The sequence below is a fragment of the Paenibacillus sp. OV219 genome (assembly GCF_900110075.1).
In the GTDB taxonomy this organism is placed as follows: domain Bacteria; phylum Bacillota; class Bacilli; order Paenibacillales; family Paenibacillaceae; genus Paenibacillus_Z.
Map to the genome: position 1 here is coordinate 137,192 of NZ_FOCJ01000009.1, position 18,941 is coordinate 156,132.

14 protein-coding genes are annotated in these 18,941 nt (G+C 53.2%); all 14 read left to right on the forward strand.

Annotated features, from left to right (window positions below; translation table 11 throughout):
- The first annotated feature begins 86 nt into the window (after positions 1-86).
- The 14 genes from BMY11_RS21400 (at position 87) to BMY11_RS21465 (ending at position 18,940) form a co-directional block, all read left to right on the forward strand.
- The gene (locus BMY11_RS21400) at positions 87-2,273 is read left to right on the forward strand and encodes a hypothetical protein (protein WP_371262905.1); all 2,187 of its coding nucleotides are present in this window, start codon (positions 87-89) and stop codon (positions 2,271-2,273) included.
- A gap of 185 nt (positions 2,274-2,458) precedes the next feature.
- The gene (locus BMY11_RS21405; protein ID WP_256217682.1) at positions 2,459-3,511 is read left to right on the forward strand and encodes a dienelactone hydrolase family protein; all 1,053 of its coding nucleotides are present in this window, start codon (positions 2,459-2,461) and stop codon (positions 3,509-3,511) included.
- A 23-nt stretch (positions 3,512-3,534) separates the two neighbouring features.
- Complete coding sequence (locus BMY11_RS21410) at positions 3,535-3,894, forward strand: VOC family protein (RefSeq protein ID WP_090581064.1); 360 nt, start codon at positions 3,535-3,537, stop codon at positions 3,892-3,894.
- 26 nt (positions 3,895-3,920) lie between these two features.
- The gene (locus BMY11_RS21415) at positions 3,921-4,499 is read left to right on the forward strand and encodes a GNAT family N-acetyltransferase (RefSeq protein WP_090581068.1); all 579 of its coding nucleotides are present in this window, start codon (positions 3,921-3,923) and stop codon (positions 4,497-4,499) included.
- A 256-nt stretch (positions 4,500-4,755) separates the two neighbouring features.
- The gene (locus BMY11_RS21420; protein WP_143069323.1) at positions 4,756-6,525 is read left to right on the forward strand and encodes a sensor histidine kinase; all 1,770 of its coding nucleotides are present in this window, start codon (positions 4,756-4,758) and stop codon (positions 6,523-6,525) included.
- Complete coding sequence (locus tag BMY11_RS21425; protein ID WP_090581073.1) at positions 6,518-8,140, forward strand: response regulator transcription factor; 1,623 nt, start codon at positions 6,518-6,520, stop codon at positions 8,138-8,140. The genes BMY11_RS21420 and BMY11_RS21425 overlap by 8 nt, the downstream gene beginning before the upstream one ends.
- Positions 8,141-8,340: 200 nt before the next feature.
- Positions 8,341-9,282, forward strand: coding sequence for an ABC transporter permease (locus BMY11_RS21430; protein ID WP_256217683.1), 942 nt, complete (start codon positions 8,341-8,343; stop codon positions 9,280-9,282).
- 18 nt (positions 9,283-9,300) lie between these two features.
- Positions 9,301-10,260: a carbohydrate ABC transporter permease gene (locus tag BMY11_RS21435; RefSeq protein WP_090581076.1), complete on the forward strand. Its 960-nt coding sequence runs from the start codon at positions 9,301-9,303 to the stop codon at positions 10,258-10,260.
- 65 nt (positions 10,261-10,325) lie between these two features.
- Positions 10,326-11,939, forward strand: coding sequence for an ABC transporter substrate-binding protein (locus BMY11_RS21440; protein WP_090581079.1), 1,614 nt, complete (start codon positions 10,326-10,328; stop codon positions 11,937-11,939).
- A 76-nt stretch (positions 11,940-12,015) separates the two neighbouring features.
- Complete coding sequence (locus BMY11_RS21445; RefSeq protein ID WP_177182757.1) at positions 12,016-12,924, forward strand: phytanoyl-CoA dioxygenase family protein; 909 nt, start codon at positions 12,016-12,018, stop codon at positions 12,922-12,924.
- A 290-nt stretch (positions 12,925-13,214) separates the two neighbouring features.
- Positions 13,215-14,189: an ABC transporter permease gene (locus BMY11_RS21450; RefSeq protein WP_090581085.1), complete on the forward strand. Its 975-nt coding sequence runs from the start codon at positions 13,215-13,217 to the stop codon at positions 14,187-14,189.
- Between the two features lie 24 nt (positions 14,190-14,213).
- The gene (locus tag BMY11_RS21455; protein ID WP_090581088.1) at positions 14,214-15,101 is read left to right on the forward strand and encodes a carbohydrate ABC transporter permease; all 888 of its coding nucleotides are present in this window, start codon (positions 14,214-14,216) and stop codon (positions 15,099-15,101) included.
- 91 nt (positions 15,102-15,192) lie between these two features.
- Entirely contained in the window at positions 15,193-16,920 is a 1,728-nt protein-coding gene (locus BMY11_RS21460; protein ID WP_256217684.1) for a type 2 periplasmic-binding domain-containing protein, read from the forward strand.
- Between the two features lie 106 nt (positions 16,921-17,026).
- A complete protein-coding gene (locus tag BMY11_RS21465; protein WP_256217685.1) occupies positions 17,027-18,940 on the forward strand; it encodes a sensor histidine kinase in 1,914 nt (637 codons plus the stop codon).
- The last annotated feature ends 1 nt before the right edge of the window (position 18,941 follow it).

An 18,941-nucleotide genomic window follows, 5' to 3' on the forward strand; every position in this document is an offset into this window, starting at 1 on the left:
CTTAAATTAATATATATTAAATATATACTAACCAGATGTGCGAAAATGAAGCTGCAATGACGATGATCCAGGGAGGAATGAGGCAATTGAAGAAGGCGAGGAACGAATGGACCGGCTTTCAGGAGTCACGTCCATATGGGCCGAAGTATGATTTGCGGACTGATTTTGTCATGGTGTACGGGATATCAAAAGATTTGCCGAGCCGCATTGAGGGCTGGAAGAAGGCCGGTTATACGATCCATCTTATGACGGGTGTCTCATGGGGCGAGTATCAGGATTATCTATTCGGTCGATTCGACGGGCGGGACCATTGGGATGAAGCGCAGAAGGACCGCGCGGGCAACCATCTGCTCCATGGCAAGGACGTTCCTTACATGGTGCCGACGATTTCTTTTGCCGAATATTTGGCGACATTCATTAAGAAGGCGATTGATTGCGGCGTCGAAGCGATCCATATGGAAGAGCCGGAGTTCTGGGCAGCAGCAGGCTACTCGGACGCTTTCAAACGCGAATGGCTGAACTTCTATGGCGAAGAATGGATCGCTCCGCATTCATCTCCTGATGCGCAATACCGTGCATCGAAGCTGAAAGCGCAGATGTATTATCGGGCGCTGGATCGGCTGTGCAGCCAGATGAAGGAGTATGCGCTCGTTACATACGGCCGCACCGTTCGCTTCTATGTGCCGACGCACAGCCTGATTAACTATACGCAGTGGCGGATTATTAGCCCGGAGGCGCTGCTCGTGTCGATGCCGTCTTGCGACGGCTTCATTGCGCAGATTTGGACCGGCACAGCGCGGACGGCGAATGTGTATCAAGGCGTACGCCGCGAGCGGACTTTCGAGACTGCTTACCTCGAATACGGCAATATGCAGGAGCTTACACGCGGCACAGGTCGGGAAATGTGGTATTTGCACGATCCAATCGAAGATAATCCGCGCTATAAGTGGAGCGATTACCGCAAGAACTACAAGTCCACCGTCGTCGCTTCTTTGCTCCACCCGGAGGTGAAGCAGTATGAGGTTTGTCCGTGGCCTTGGCGCGTATTCTCGTTGGAATACCCGAGGCAAGCTGTAGACAAAGAAACGATTCCTAGCCATTATGCGACTGTGCTCCTTACGGTGATGGAAGTGCTGCGGGATATGCACAATCATGAAGAAGAGCAGGCAGGAGAGGGCTATACGTCCGGCATCGGGCTTTGCTTCGCGAACTCCGCGATGTACCAGCGGGGAGATGTTATTCCGGAAGGAGAGGAAGATACGGCTGTCTTCAAATACGACGGGACGACGACCTCCGACCTGCTCTCGCCACCGCAGCAGGAGCTGCTCGACTTCTCGGCTTTCTACGGCATTGCGATGCCACTGGTGAAGAGCGGCGTTCCGCTTCGCACGGTGCAGCTCGATAATATTCTCACATTCCCGGGCTATCTGGACGGATACCGCGTGCTGCTGCTCAGCTACGAATTTATGAAGCCAGAGCATCCGGGCATCCATCAGTCGATTGGGCAATGGGTACGAGAAGGTGGCGTGCTCATCTATATTGGCGACGGTTCAGATCCATTCCATAGCGTAAACGAGTGGTGGAACCGCGCTGGTGCTCGCCGGACGTACGAACGCCCGGAGGAGCATCTGTTCGAATCGCTCGGTCTTGGACGCGAGCTGACCGAGGGTGAACATAAAGTGGGCGAAGGCGCTGTGCTGTTCCTGCGCCAGCATCCGACGGAGCTGTCGCGTTCTGCCGAGGGTGCAAAAGTCGTGCAGGATCATGTGCGCCATGCGCTCGCGATTCGCGGCGAGGAGAGCGACTACAAGGAGAATCAGGCGCTCCAGATTAAACGCGGACCGTATCTGATTACCCATGTGCTTGATGCGGAGGGCGCTTCGGACAGTGGGCGTGGGAACGTGGTGCTGCAAGGATCGTTTATCGATCTATTCGAGGCCGATCTTCCAGTTCTTACGACAGTAGAGCTCGCGCCGGGCGATGACAGCTTACTGTATGATCTTGGCAGCTTGGCAGCAGGTAGCGGTTTGGCTGAAATCATCGTTAGCTCATCGAAGATTCGTGATGAGCAATTGGAGGCTTCCCGCTTCTCCTTTGTATCTGAATCCCCGTCAGATATGACGATCAGCACGCGAGTTGTGGTCGCAAGCGAGCCGGTTCGCGCGATTGCAGGCGGTGTGGCTGCGGAATGCGTCCACGATGCTGCATCAGGCACGGTACTGCTTCGTTACCCTGGCGCGCCAGAGGGGATTGCTGTCAGCTTGGAATGGTAAGCAGTGGTTGCTGCTAACGAGTCGTTTCCCGATCATGTGGTCGGGAGGCGGCTTTTTTTGATTTGGAGCAGGGAGGAGTTCAGCTATGGTTTCGCGAAAATGGTTGTAAGTGTGCAGTCGTAGTTGCAGTCGTAGTCCTAAGTCGTAGTCGTGCTGAAGCGCTATTTGCAAAGGAGGAGCTATAAATGTCGAATCCAGACCAGTATTCGGAGTCTTTCTTAAAGATGTGGAATCCAGACCAGTATTTGGAGTCATTCTATAATCGGGTTCAGCCAAGTGAGAGTTTTGCAGCAGAGACACCTGAGGAATGGCAGGAGTGGAGGGACCGGCTGCGCAGTCGGTTCGTAGAACTGCTCGGAGGTTTCCCTCATGAAGCGGCGGAGCTTGCGCCTGAGCTTCTGGAGTCGGTGGATTGCGGAAGCTATACGCGGCAGCGGATTCAGCTTCAAACCTATGGCGGCATGTATATGCCGGTGTACGTATTGATTCCGAAGTCGTATCAAGCCAGTGATGGGGCGGTTATCGCCTTGCATGGTCACGGCTACGGCAGCAAGGATATTGTCGGGTTGAATGAGGACGGCACGACGCGGACGGGCGACCCGGGGTATGAGAAGGATTTTGCTGTGCAGCTTGCCGAGAAAGGCTTCCTCACGCTTGCTCCCGAGCTGCTTGGCTTCGGCGACCGCAAGCTGGCTGAGGACGCGGACAAGTGGAGCTCCTGTCACCGGCTGTCGACGTTTCTGCTCGCGATGGGGCAGACGATGGCTGGCCATCGGGTCTACGAGACGCTTCGCTGCGTCGATTATTTGCTCACTCGCGAGGATGTCGATGCTGCGCGTATCGGCGCTATGGGCATCTCAGGCGGCGGGCTCGTTGCTTCCTTCGCGGCCGCTGTTGATGACCGCATCTCGGCTACCGTTGTAAGTGGCTTTGCGAATACGTTCCAGGCGAGCATTCTCTCGATTTCGCATTGCATCGACAATTTCGTTCCGGGGCTATCGCTTGTGGCGGAGATGCCGGATTTGCTCGCGCTGATCGCACCGCGGCCGATGCTGTTGGAGTCAGGAACCCGCGATCCGATTTTCCCCGAGCATGCTGTTATTGAGGCATATGAGAAACTTCAGAATGTGTATCGGCTGCTCGGAGTGGAAGAACGAATTGTGCTCGACCTGTTCGAGGGTGAACACGAAATATCGGGTAAGGTGGCATTGGACTGGTTGAAGCGAGTCTGGGCTTAATTGATTAGGGGGAGGCGAATACGATGAAGGCAGTCAAATTAAGACCCTTTATTCCATCGGGTGAAGATTATGAGCTTGCAATGCGTTTCTTTGAAGAGCTGGGTTTTGAGAAGGGGTATTCCGACAGCGGACTGAGTATCTTCCGAAGCGGTGAGCAGGAGTTTTTTCTGCAAAATTATCACAATCAGGAGATGCAGAACAATCTGATGGTGGAGCTGGAAGTCGAGGATTTGAACGATAGCTGGCAGCGGATTGAAGCGGTTGCGAAGTCGGGGCTCTACCCGATTCGGGCGAAGGAGCCGATGGATTATCCATGGGGCAAACGTGAGGTTCACCTCGTTGATCCAGCTGGTGTTTGCTGGCATATCTCGCAGACGAAATAGACGATAGAGAGGGAACGTGGATAGAGATGGACGTGAAACCTATTGTACTGACAGGCAACCGGGTCGAGCTTGTGCCTATGAATTCCAGGCATGTTGAAGGATTGTACGAGGCCGGACGATACCCGGAAATTTGGGAAGTGACACAGGGTACGATTGCAACGCTTGATGACGCCAAAGCATACGTGGAGAAAGCGCTCAGCGGGCAGGGAGATGTGCGTTTTGTCATTAAAGACCGCGCAACCGGAGCTGTCCTCGGCAGCACGCGGATGTTCGATATCTCCGTAGCCAACCGCGGCCTCGAGATCGGCTCAACATGGCTGACGCCATCGGTATGGCGTACGAGTGTGAACACGGAATGCAAATATTTGCTGCTGAAGCATTGCTTCGAAACGCTAGGAACGATCCGCGTCCAGCTGAAGACCGACCTGCGCAACATCAGATCGCAGCGGGCGATCGAGCGGCTCGGCGCGGTGAAGGAAGGCGTGCTGCGCAACCACATGATCCTGCCAAGCGGCATCATCCGCGACTCGGTCTACTACAGCATCCTCGACCGCGAATGGCCATCGGTCAAGGAGCGGCTGGAGAGCTTGATGAGCCCGCTGTAAAGTCGCACTCCATGTGCAGAGTACCACAACTGAGAGTCTTTCAGACGCGTAAGCAGCGAATTCTGTCATGGATAGCTCGCTTTTTCCAAGGACGACCTTCGAGCGCTAAAGGTCGTCTTTTTTGCTCGAGAACGCTTTTCGCCATCCTTCACTAAGCAAGGAAGGCTACTGTTTTTTTCCAAACAGGAGTGCTACTCTATGCTTATAGAAAAATTTGTAAGTTAGTAGAAAGATACGGAGGTTCGGGGTGATCATCATGGTCCAGAAAAAGCGTACGCTGCGATATAAATTTTTTATCGGATTCATTATCGTCACCGTACCCCTGATTTTGTTTCTTTTCTATAACAACTATTACGCGATGAACGTTGTGCGGGAACAGGTGTCGCAATCCAACAGTAATTTGATCTCCACGCAGGCGGCGAAGAAGGACATTGCCTTGGGCCAGACGGTCAGCTATCTGCTCAGGCAAGTGACCAACAACACCTCATACCCGAATTTGTTAGCGCTCTCATCGTATCCGGAGGACAGCGGAGACTATTTCTTCGCCAAGCAATCCTTGCTCACTTCGTTCGACCAGGACTATGGAGCGTACAAGGAAGTCGACACGTTCTTCGTCTATCTGGATAAACCGAGCCGGCTCATATCCTCCCAGCGTTCGTATTCGGAAATCGAACGTTACCATCAAGTACTGGACGCGTACATGGCCGACAAGGAGCACCGGAAGGTGCATGAGTGGGATATCATCCAGACGCAGGATACCAATTACTTTGTCCGTATCGAGCAGGTGGCCGACAACGCGATCTACGTAGGCGCCTTGATCAATGCAGAGATGCTGATCGACGAGCTGAACGCGGCACCGCTCGACTCCGGGCTAGAAGAGCTGCTCGTATCCAGTGCAGGCGTGCCGCTCACGGCCACAACGCTGACAGGCGAGGACGTCGAGAACATCGAGCACAGCTTGAAGAAGCCCGGTAACGAAGCGTACCGCAAATTCAATCGCGCAAACGGCGTCGAATACTTGGCAGTCAGTGCCGGGTTCGCGCAAGCCCCGGTGCACATGATTGCCATCGTGCCTGAGAACAGCTTGTTGAAGCAGCTGTTCTACTTCCAATGGGCAATATATTTGGTTCCTGTTCTGGGCTTGGTCGTCATTCTGTTCTACTCGTTCTTCCTGAAGCGAACGCTTCTGAAGCCGATGCAAGCGCTCATGTCCGGCATGAGGCGGATCATGCACGGTGATCTCAGTGTCCGGCTGAAGGAAGGGTCGTCGTTCGAGTTCGCCTTCCTCATCGATACGTTCAATGGCATGGTCGGACAGATCAGCCGACTCAAAATCGATATCTACGAAGGCATGCTGAAGAAGCAGGAGGCCGAGTTCAAGCATTTGCAAGCGCAGATCAATCCGCATTTCTACCTGAATTCGCTGAACATCATCTACAGCCTCTCCTCCCTTCGCAAGAATGATCTGGTCGAGAAGATGACCGAGCATCTCGCGGATTACTTCCGCTTCATTACGCGGGCACATCGTGAATTCATCACGATTTCGGAAGAAATCGACCACATCTCCAACTACTTGGAAATCCAGAAGCTGCGTTTTCCCGATAAGCTGGCTTACGAGGTGAACGTTCCAGCAAGCTATGCCGGCTATTACTTGCCACCGCTCACCATTCAGCCGTTTATTGAGAACGCTGTCATTCACGGCATGCCGGAGGGTGAAAGGCTTTATGTGATATCGATTGAGGTCAAACCGCCGGACGACGGCAGCGGCGGCTGCGAGATTGTCATTACCGACAACGGCCTTGGAGTTCCACCAGAGAAGCTGCGGCAGCTGCAAGCCGGCATCACCGCCGACGGTGGGGAACAGGGGGCTGGCGGGCTCGGCATCTGGAACGTCAGACGCAGGCTTGGCATGATTTACGGAGAACGGGCGGAGTTCTGCTTCTCCGCCGGAGAGCAAGAAGGCACAGTCATTCGCATTCGGTTGCCCGCGGAACGGGATAACGAAGGAGGAGACAGCGATGTATAATTTGCTCGTCGTCGATGATGAGAAGTATGCCGTGGAAGCGATCTTGAATTGTATCGACTGGGAGTCCATCGGCGTGACCGGCTTGTTTAGCGCTTACGGCGTCGGCTCGGCCAAGGAGCAGCTGAACGCGAACCCCATCGATATTATTGTGTGCGACATCGAAATGCCCGGCAGCAACGGACTGCAATTGCTCGAGTGGGTGAATGAGCATAAGCCGGGCACGCTGACCATATTCTTCACCGGGCATGCCAATTTTGCCTATGCGCAGCAAGCCATCCAGTTAGGCGGCTTCGATTATTTGCTGAAGCCGGTTAAGCATAAGCAGATCGCCGAGGTCGTCTCGCGGGCATGCGAGAAGCTGCAGCAGGAGCGAGATAGGCGAGACTACTCGGAGCGCTATGAGAAATACGCTCAGCTGTGGGAAACGCAGAAGCCGCTCCTCTGGGAGAAGTTCTGTCGTGACATGCTGGAATCGCGCGTCATGCCTACCAAGGAGCGCCTTGCGCAGGCCATCGCGGCGTACGGGCTGCCGATCACGCCGGATACGCGGGTCAGACCGATTCTGCTCAGCGTCGAGGAATTCCGCGAAGCGTTCAGCAAACGGGATGAGGAGATTCTGGAGTACGCGCTGCTCAAGAGCGCCGAGGAGATGTTTCTGATTGCTCGCCGCGGAGCGGTCATCCGGGACTCTGGAGGCATTCAGTTCGTGCTGCTGTACGAGGATGAGCATGCGCCGGAAGGGCGTGAGCTCGCGGACGTGTGCCAGGCTTACATGCGGGCGTCGTCCGAATACTTCTACTGCCGCTTGTCCTGTTATATCGGCGAACAGGCGCCTATCGGCGGCTTAGCGGAGACGTACCATGCCCTGCTGGAGATGGAGCAAAGCAACGTGGCGACGTCGGAATCGGTGCTGTTCCTGCGGGATGTCGGCTTCGAGCGGAGCAGCCGGCGGCAGGTGCAGGCGCCAACCGATATCGATTGGGCGGAATGGACCGTGCTGTTCGAGGCGGGCAAGAAAACGGAGCTAATGGAGCGGGTGAACGCGGCGTTCAAGGAGCTTGCCGCGCAGACGGTCACGCACGAGTCGCTGGAAGCGGTCTATTATTTGTTGCTGCATATGGTCTATCATGTTTCTCACCGGAAAGGCTGGTCGGCCAAAGAAGTGGTCGGTGCCAAGCTGCTCGGTGGTGAAGGCTCCGCCACACGCTCGCTTGCCAGGCTGAGGAGCTGGGTGGAACGGATGCTCACGGCAGGCATGGAGTACTACAGCCAGCATGAGGGCGATCACCGCGCCAACATCGAGAAGATAAAGAAGTACATTCAGGAACATATCCGGGACGTTAACCGGGAGGATATCGCCGCACATGTTTATTTGAATTCCGCGTATCTGTCGCGGCTGTTCAAGAAGGAGACAGGCCAGTCACTGATGGATTTCATTATTCTGGCCAAAATCAACCAGGCGAAAATTTTACTGACGGAAACGCACCGGAAAATTAGCGACATCGGCGGTGCACTGGGCTACGAGAACTTCTCTTACTTCGGAAAGGTGTTCAAGAAGACGGTGGGCATTACCCCTCAAGAGTATCGCAAGCGCTATCAAGGAATAGTGGGCTGAGTCGGCTGCCGCTTACAGTCGGAATCCCGCCGTCCCCACGAAGTCACCTTCAAACCCCCAGCCAAGCCACTTGGCGGGGGTTTGTCATAATAACGTCATCTTTGTCATTTCTATTCATATCTGACTCGGCCACTCTTTCCCTACAATAGGCTTAAGAACGGAATTGATGTCGAAATAAACAAGAGGTGATTGTACTGAGCATGGAATTGAAGAAGAACCGGATCTCGTTCCGCCGCAAGCTTATCAAGAATCGCTACTTGCTGCTGATGATGCTTCCCGGAACGCTCTACTTGCTTATCAATAACTATTTGCCGATGTTTGGCACGCTAATCGCTTTCAAAAGCGTCAAAATGTCTCTGCACAACTGGTGGTTTACCAGCCCGTGGGTCGGCTTCGACAACTTTAAGTTTCTCTTCAAGTCGTCGGACGCCTGGATCATCACGCGCAACACGGTGCTATACAACGCGCTGTTCATCACCATTACGCCGGTTATCGCCGTGACCTTCGCGATCATGCTCAACGAACTGCGGAATCGGCTTGCCGCCAGATTCTATCAGAACATTATGTTCTTACCTTACTTCCTCTCGGCGGTCGTTGTTGGGTATTTGGGCTATTCCATGTTGAGCGTGGAATACGGCTTCGTGAATACGCATATTCTCGCCCCCCTGGGCATTGATTCGATCGCATGGTACAACGAGCCGAAGTATTGGCCATTCATCCTGCCGCTCGTCTACATCTGGAAGAACATCGGATACTCCACAATTATCTATTTGGCCGCGGTCATCGGCATTGACAACGAATATTACGAAGCGGCTCTCATCGATGGTGCGTCCAAATGGCGTCAGGTCGTCAGCATCACGCTCCCTCAAATCCGTCCGATTATTATCATTCTTACGCTGATGGCGGTCGGGCACATCTTGAACGCTGACTTCGGCTTGTTCTATCAAGTTCCACTCGATTCAGGCTCGCTCTATCCGACGACCAACGTTATCGATACGTATGTGTATCGCGCGCTGCTTTCCTTGGGAGACATCGGCATGTCCTCTGCGGCGGGCTTATACCAATCGGCAGTTGGGTTTGTGCTCGTCTTATCGGTCAACCTAATTGTCCGCAAGTTCAATCGTGAGAGCGCTTTATTCTAGAAAGGAGCGACATCCGCAATGAATACGACGACTGCACAAGCACCGGCAGCGGCGGCTGCCGTCTCCAAACCGGCGGCCAAGCGCATCAACTCCATCTCGGCCGGCTCCAATATGGTCATCAACGTGATTTTCATTCTCTACAGCATCGTCTGCCTGCTTCCGATTCTGCTGGTCATTTCCGCTTCCTTGTCCGACGAGACGTCGATCACGCTTCATGGCTACGCGCTTATACCGAGAGAATGGAGCCTTTCCGCCTATCACTATCTCGGATTTGATATGCACAAGATTCTGGCCGGTTACGGCATCTCGATCGCCACGACGGTCATCGGCAGCTTGACCGGCATGCTGATGACGGCCTTGTATGCGTATCCGCTGTCGCGTACCGATTTTCAATTCCGCGGCTTCTTCTCCTTCTTCATCTTCTTCACGATGATCTTCGGAGGCGGCCTCGTTCCGAGCTATCTGGTCTATACGTACATCTTCCACTTGAAGGATACATTGTTCGCGCTTATTGTGCCTGGCTTGCTCATGAGCGCGTTCCTCGTCCTGACGACGAGAACCTTCTTCCAGCAGACCATTCATCCGTCAATTCTGGAGTCCGCGCAGATCGATGGCGCAGGCGAGTTCCGAATCTTCTTCGGCATCGTGCTTCCGCTGTCGCTTCCGGTCATGGCGACGGTCGGGCTATTCTATACGCTCGGTTACTGGAACGACTGGTTCAACAGCCTTGTCTACATCAATAACGACAAAATGGTCAATCTCCAGTACATGATGTACAAGGTTATGCGCAATCTGCAGTTTCTGCAATCCAACGCCCAGAGCAGTTCGTCTATCGGCGCGGAGGAGATCGCCAAGATTCCGAGCGAAACGGTCAGGATGGCGATGTGCATCGTCGGCATGGGACCGATCGTGCTTGCGTATCCGTTCTTCCAGCGTTATTTTGTCGCCGGCTTGACAGTCGGTGCAGTGAAGGGCTAATCCCGGTTTGACCGGTTAGCAATTATACAATTACATCTTCATCTACAAAAAACGGGAGGTATTATATGAAAAGCTTAAAGAGAAAAAGCCTGACCGCCTTAGCGACTGCTTTCGCGGTGTCTACGCTGCTTGCGGGCTGCGGAAACAACGATAATTCCGGCGCGAACGGCAACGCCAATTCCAGCGGCGCGAATGCGGCGACGAAGGAGACAAACGAGGCAAAAGATAACGCAGCGAACAACAGCAGCACGAACGAGGCTGCCGCAAGCAACGGCTCCGATGCGTCCAAGCTGGAGCCGTACACGATCAAATGGTTCGTCCCTGGCGCAGCAGCCCAGAAGGATCAGGAAATGGTCAACGAGGAAGTCAGCAACTATTTGAAAGACAAAATTAATGCATCCTTTGATCTCGAAGTCATTGACTGGGGAAGCTGGGACGACAAAATGAACCTGAAATTCGCGTCCAGCGAACCGTTCGACTTACTGTACACGGCGAACTGGAACGGCTTCACGACGAAGATATCCCAAGGCAACATCATTGACATGACGGATCTGATCGACCAGTACGCCCAGGAAGCGAAAGGGGTCATCGAGCCCGCGCTTCTCGAAGGCTCCAAAGTGAACGGCAAAAACTTCGGCATGCCGACGAACAAGGAAATGGCGACCCAATGGGGTATCATGCTCCGTAAAGACCTCGTGGATAAATACAAAATCGACATTACGACAATCAAGACGCTGGAAGATCTCGAGCCGTACTACGACATGATCGAGGAGAATGAACCGGGGGTAACGCCATTCTACCTGAACAAAGATATATCGCTGCTCAACGTATGGAATTCCAACCATTTCGATCACTACGACGGTGCCGCCGGCACGCTTCCTCTCGGCCAATCGGATTTCAAGCTGATCAACGGTCTGGAAACGCCGGAGGCGAAAGCCGGCTACGACCTGATTCACAAGTGGTACCAAAAAGGCTACGTCAATAAAGACGCGGCGACGCTTCAAGACTTGAGCGGCGGTCTGAAAGCAGGCAAGGCATTCGCGTATCCAGAGCAGCTGAAGCCGGGCAAAGACGCCGAAGTCAGCACGCAAACAGGCGTGAAATGGGTGCAGGTCGAGCTGACGCAGCCTATCATCGGCACCGGCGATACGCAAGGCGCCATGACGTCGATTTCCAGAACGTCCAAGGATCCTGCGCGCGCCATGATGTTCTTGAATTTACTGTACACGGATAAATACTTGGTCAATCTGATCGCGTTCGGCATCGAAGGCAAGCACTTTAAGAAGGCGGGCGAGAACACAATCGACTTCGCCGACGGCATAACGGCCCAAACATCGGGCTACAACCTGAATCAGCCTTGGCTGTTCGGCAACCAATTCAATGACTACCTGTGGACGAACGAAGATCCGCAGAAGTGGCAGAAGTTCAAGGACTTCAACAAAGCAGCGAAGAACGACGCTTTGCTCGGCTTCGTGTTCGATCCGACGAACGTGAAGACGGAGACGGCCGCAATCGCAAACGTCGGCAAAGAGTTCAATTCGGGTCTCAACACCGGTACGCTCGATCCGAACGTGTACTTGCCGAAATACATCGATAAGCTGAAAGCGACCGGCATCGACAAAGTCATTGTCGAAGAGCAGAAACAGCTCGATGCGTGGCGCGCAGCGAAGGGACAGTAAGGCGATAAGGTGGGAAGCCAGTGCTGCTTTCGGCACGGGCTTCTCTTCATATTTCGAACGGAAAGCAGGTTATAAGGTGGACAACAAGACGTTATCAAAGGAACAAATCGAGCATTTCATCGAATTCGGCTGGGTGAAGGTCGAGGAAGCGTTCCCGCGTGAACTGGCGCTGGAATGTCAGCAATTCATATGGGAGAAGCTGAGTCGGTTCGGTGTTGAGCGGAGCGACCGCTCGACGTGGCAGCAGCCGATGTACAACTTGCGGGAGGCCTACAACGGCGGCGCCTTTGACCGCTGCAACACGGAGCGGATGGCGGATGCGATCGAAGACTTGACCGGACATGGACGCTGGATCGACCGTGGTGTCTACGGGAAGGAAGAGGTCGTCGCCACGTGGGGCTGGTGGCCGGTCAATTTCGCGCTTGGCGCTGATCGTCCGTGGACCGTACCGACGAGCGGCTGGCATTGGGACGGCGGCCATTTTCGCCATTACGTCAACAGTCCCGATCAAGGACTGTTGTGCTTGTGCATCTTTTCAGAAATCAGGCCGCATGGCGGCGGAACGTTGATCATAGAAGGCTCTCACAAGGTCGTGGCGAAATTTCTGGAGAAGCATCCGGAGGGGCTCGAGCCGCAGGAGGGCATCGACATGCTGAACGCAGAGCATCCGTATTTGTCGGAGCTCACCGGCCTGACGGGAACGGGAGAAGACGATCCCGATCGAATCAAACGATTCATGGATGAATGGCATGTTGATACCGACGGCTTCAAACTTCGTGTCGCAGAAACGAGTGCTTCGCCAGGCGACATCATCTTGTGCCATCCGTTCTTGTATCACGCGGCGTCCCAAAATCACTCCGGCAGCCCCCGCTTCATGTGCAACCAGAAGACACCGCTGAAGGAGCGGATGAATTTCAACCGTGAGAGCCAAGACGATTATTCCCCGGTGGAGATCAGCATTCGGCAAGCGCTGGGAAGGAAGTAGGAGTAGGACGCAGAAGCTGTTAAAATCTTCGGGAAGCACCTGGAAGAAGCCTTATAGGCCTTCTTCAGGTGCTTTTTGTTGTGAGAGGAAGCCCGGGTTTTTCCGTCCCGGCATGCCGCACATACCACCTCACCCGAAATTTTGCGCCACGAAGCAAAATTTGAGACCTTATATTGCCACCTCTCGTCAGCTTACAATGAACACATGCAAGTTTGTAAGTGCTTACATTGTGTGTTCGTCATCATTTTGAACTCATTAGTTCATCATCAAGCTCTTGGAGGTCTGCCAGCATGAGTGCCGATTTGAGTTATGAACTGTCTGCCAAACAGCAACTGCCGGTTAGCCGGAAGGACAAGGCGCTGAAGCTGGTCCGCAAGCTAGCTGGCCAGAAGTATTTGCAGGTGATGGCGCTGCTCGGTGTGGCGTGGATGGTTATTTTTAACTACATTCCGATGTATAGCGTCATTATCGCCTTCAAAAATTACAACATTATCCACTCGGTGCACGATGCGCCTTGGGTCGGGCTTGATAACTTCCGCGAGTTTCTCGACGATGATGAGCTGCCTGGGGTCATCTGGAACACGGTCGGCATGAGCGTCATCAAGCTGGCCATCTCGTTCCCGCTGCCGATCATTTTCGCGCTGTTCCTTAACGAGCTTCGTTCACTCAAGCTTAAGAAGATGGTGCAGACCATCTCGTACCTGCCGCACTTTCTGTCATGGGTTATCCTCGGCGGCATCCTGACGACATGGCTCGCCGATGTCGGCATTATCAACCACCTGCTCATGGCGCTCGGATTCATTGATGAGCCGATCAGCTACTTGGCGGAGCCGAGCTACTTCTGGTCGATCGTCATCACCTCGGATATATGGAAAGAGCTTGGCTGGTCAGCGATCATCTACCTTGCGGCAATCGCGGGCGTATCGCCGGAAATGTACGAAGCAGCCACAATCGACGGTGCAGGTCGATTCCAGAAAATGTGGTTCGTCACCCTGCCGAGCATCAATGGCACGATTACAATTCTGTTCATCCTCGCGGTGAGCGGTATTCTGAACTCGAACTTCGATCAAATTCTCGTGCTGCGCAACTCGCTCAATGAGAGCGCCAGCAACGTAATCGACGTCTACGTCTACCAGACAGGCATTCTGAGCAGCCGATATTCCTACTCCGCCGCAGTCGGGCTAATCAAATCGGTTATCGCGCTCCTCCTGCTGCTGACGGCGAATCAAGTGTCGAGGAAGCTGAACGATACGTCGCTATTCTAACGGTAATAGGAGGCCTTACTAACGATGCATCTGCTCAAACGAAGAACTCCCGGCGAAGCGATTTTTGATGCTGGCAACGCCTTCGGCATGCTGGTGATCTGCTTCATTACAATCTATCCGATCTGGTACGTGCTCGTTAACGCCTTCAATGAAGGACAGGATGCGATGCGCGGCGGCATCTACTGGTGGCCGCGGGTGTTCAGCTTCGACAGCTTCCATGCGGTGTTTGTTAACCCCGGCATTATGACGGCGATGGGCATTACGGTCGCCAAGACCGTCGTAGGAACGGTGCTACACGTCTTCTTCACCGCAATGGTCGCCTATGCTCTCTCAAGAAATGAACTCATCGGGCGCAAATTGTACATGGTAATCGGAACGATCACGATGATTTTCAGCGGCGGCCTTATTCCGTACTACCTGCTCATTCGTGATCTTCATCTGCTGGACAATTTTCTCGTGTATATCATTCCCGCGATGTTTAATTTCTTCGATCTGATCATCTTCCTGGCATTCTTCCGGGAGATTCCTTCAGGCCTAGTGGAAGCGGCGAAGATTGACGGTGCCAACGATTTCTCCATCTTCATGCGGGTCATCATCCCGGTCTCGATGCCGGTCATTGCAACGATCGCGCTGTTCCATGGCGTGTACCAGTGGAATGATTATTTTACAGGGATGATCTTCATCAACAACATGGATCTGCAGCCGATCCAGACATTCCTGTACCGCGTTATCGCCCAGTCGAGCTCCAACCTGATGATGGCGGCGATGCCGGGAGGCATTACGAAGAGTGTCACCTCGCAGTCGATCAAGCTCGCAACGATGGTCGTGACCACGCTGCCGATCGTACTGGTGTACCCGTTCTTGCAGAAATATTTTGTCAAAGGGCTGATGATCGGTTCGATCAAGGGCTGATCAGCTGCTTCCAAAGTTGGTTTTTCGTCAGAGCTGGTAGCGTTTACACCGGGGATGACCTTATAATAAGCGAAGCAAAGGGGAAGAGCACATGAGAAAAGGAAAGCTTCATCGCGTCATTGCTTTCATGTCGGTACTTGCTTTAGTCTTCACGATGGCAGCATGCTCGAGCAGCAATGGCAATAACACCGCGAATACGAGCGACAGCGACAATAGCAACAAAGCCGCCAATACAACAACAGACGGTAACGCAGCCGCTACGAACGATGCCAAAGCGGACAACAAGCCTGCAGCTAACCCAGACGAGCCGGGCTGGAAGTCCGATACGTCGCCGATTACGTTCGACTGGTACCTTAACTTCTCCTGGTTCCCGAATAAGTGGGGCGTAGATGCAACTTCCCAATACATTACGAAGAAAACCGGCGTTAACGTCAACTTTATCGTGCCGGCAGGCAATGAGAATGAGAAGCTGAACACAATGATCGCTTCCGGCTCGCTGCCAGACTTCATTACGCTTGGCTGGTATGAGGACGGCGTGAAGAAAATGATCGAAGGCGGAATGGTAGAGCCGCTCAACAAGCTGGCGGAGCAGTACGATCCGTACTTCTTCAAAGTGGCAGACGGTGCGAAGACATCGTGGTACACGCAGCCGGACGGCAACTTCTACGGTTATCCGAACGCCTCGTCGTCGCCGAAGGATTTTGAGAAGTTCTCTGGAGATTACACGTCGAACCAAACATTCGTCGTTCGCAAAGATATGTACGAAGCACTCGGCAAGCCAGACATGCGCACGAAGGAAGGCTTCCTGAATGCACTGAAGCTGGCAAAAGAGAAGTTCCCGGAAGTGAACGGACAGCCGCTCATTCCGCTCGGCCTTCATGAATTTACAGAGACGGGTAACTACTCGCTTGAAGGTTACCTGCAGAACTTCCTAGCCGTACCGTATGAGAAGGATGGTAAGCTGTACGACCGCCGCACGGATGCTGAATATCTCAGCTGGTTGAAGACGTTCCGCAAAGCGAATGAAATGGGCTTGCTCGCGAAGGACATCTTCATCGACAAACGTCCGCAAATGGAAGAGAAAATCGCGCAAGGCCGTTACTTCGCCATGCTGTATCAACGCAGTGATTTTGCCGCTCAACAGAATGCATTGTACGCGAAAGACCCGAATTCGGTGTACATCGCTGTAGACGGACCTGCAGATGAAGCGCAAGATGCACCAACATTGTCAGGCCCTGGCATCTCCGGCTGGACGGTAACACTCATCTCGAAGAACGTGAAAGACAAAGCAAGAGCTATTAAGTTCCTGAGCTACCTCGTCAGTGAAGAAGGCAACAAAGACTTGTACATGGGTATTCCTGGCGAGACGTACGATGAAGTAGACGGCAAGGCAACATTCAAGCCGGAGGTACTCGAGCTGCTGAACAAGGACCGCTCCGCGTTTGATAAGAAATACGGTGCATCGTATACATTCTGGATGCTGATGGATACGAACATGAACCTGCAATGGGCGCCGCCAAGCGTTGAGCCTTCCAAGCAAATGGAAGATTGGACGAAGGGCAAGACGACAAGCTTCTCGCAATTCGACCAGATTGACCCGACGGGCAACTCGGAGGAAGGCATTGCGAATACGAAGATCGCTCAAACTTGGGGCAAAACATTGCCTAAGCTGATCTTGAGCAAATCAGATGCGGACTTCGACAAGCTGTTCACCGAATTCCTCGACAAGCGTAACGACGCCGGTCTTGATAAAGTTCAGGCGTACCAGCAGACTCACTATGAAGGAAATGTAGCGAAGCTTAAAGAATTTCTGAAATAATAGAATCATGTGTTCCTCTTATACGAACAGCCGGTGGACTATCCGCCGGCTGTTTATGCCCGTTTCTTGGGCCTACTCTAACTCTTCTGAAGGCGGTTGCATGTGCATGAAAAATCGGTTGCGAATGACAAGTCGAGAGATGCTATTCAAGCTGGAGCAGCTGTCCCTTCAGAAGAGACTCTTCTTCTCGTATATTCTTATTCTCCTTCTGCCAACGCTCTTCATCTCTTTCTTTATCTTCAAAGAGCTGAAGGACAATTACATGAAGGATATTATCAAGAAGTATGAGAATACGCTCGAGATCGAGCGCGTCAATTTGAACAACAACGTCGAGACGATGGAGCGGGCGGCGCAGCTGTCAATCTCTGATAAAGAGGTGCTCTACTACTTGGAGCGGACGAGTGAGCCGAATGCGTCGGAGCTCATTGCCTTCGATACAACCGCCGTCTCGAACATTCTTCGCTTGCAGTTCAACAATCCGAACATTGAGCATATTCGACTGTTCTCGAACAATAAGCAGATTAACGAGATATGGCCGGTCATTCTGCTGGAGCGCCGCATGTCGGCAGAACCTTGGTATAAGAAAGTGAATGAGCTGAACGGTGCGGAGCTGTGGTACTTCGACCGCATGGACCGGGAGCCGATCCGTCCGATTGTGTCGGATGCGAAGGAATCGAGACCGAAGCTGTCCCTGCTGCGCGAGATCGAATATCCGGCCGGCAGGCATGTCGGCATTATGCAGGTCGATATGCTGCTGACGAATTTCTTCCCGAACGTGTACCAGAGCCAAGGCGAAGACCAGTCCCAGATGTTCATCATCGACCGCGAGGGCAAAATGTTCCGAAACACCGGAAGCAGCTTCCTCGGTAGTGTCGGCTTAACGGAGAGCGACATCCAGCATGAGCTGAGCAAGCATCTAACCGGGGGCGGCAGCGGACATTTCTTGTTTGAGCAGGAGGGCACGCCTTTCCTCGGCAACTATATTCATATTGAGAAGCTGGACGCTTACGTGTTTAATGTCGTTTCGCTGAAGAACGTGTTCGCAGACATTAACAAATCGCGGAACAAAATCATTTTCGTCAACATTCTGCTTCTCGTTATTCTATCGATTTCGACGTACTTCCTGAACGCTATTATTTTGAAGAAGCTGCATACGCTGTCGGACTTCATGAAGCGGGTACGTCAGGGAGACTTTAACTTCGACTTCACGATTCGCGGGGGCGGCGAGGTCGGAGAGCTGGCCCATCATTTTCGCAAGATGCTGAAAAAAATTAATGAGCTCATCGCCGATGCCGTCACGAAGCAGGCGGCTTCCAAGGAAGCGGAGCTGCGGACGCTGAAGAATCAGATCGATTCGCATTTCCTCTATAACACGCTCGAGAACATCAAGATGCTTGCGGAGATTGAGAACCAGCCTGTCATCTCTGATGCGCTTACCTCGCTTGGCGGCATGATGCGCTACAACCTCAAATGGACGAGTGAGTATGTGCGGCTGAAGGATGAGCTGGGTCATATTACGAATTACATTGCCATTATGAATGTGCGGTTCGACAATACGGTGAATTTGCAAATTGATGTGCCGCCAGACTTCCTAGAGCAGGAGTTGCTCAAAATGTCGTTGCAGCCGATCGTCGAAAACTCCGTCAAGCACGGCATGAAGTGGAAAGTGTCAGAGGAGCGGAACCTCGTCATTACGATTTCGGCGGTTGTGACGGATACGAGCATTGTGCTTGAAATTGCTGACAATGGTACCGGCATGACACCGGAGATGGCGGCGGAGCTGAATCGGAAGATTGTAAGGGAAGAGGTGGGCTGGGTCGGCAGAGGCGGTCACGGAGAGGTGGCTGCAGCGCAGGAGAATCAGACCGAAGGCAGCGGCATCGGGCTGCGCAACGTACATCAGCGAATCCAGCTGTTCTACGGCAAAGAGTACGGCTTGCATGTGGAGAGCAGCGAAGGCGCGTATACGCGTGTCATTATGCGAATTCCTTATTTTATATGGAACGGAGGGCTGAGCTGAC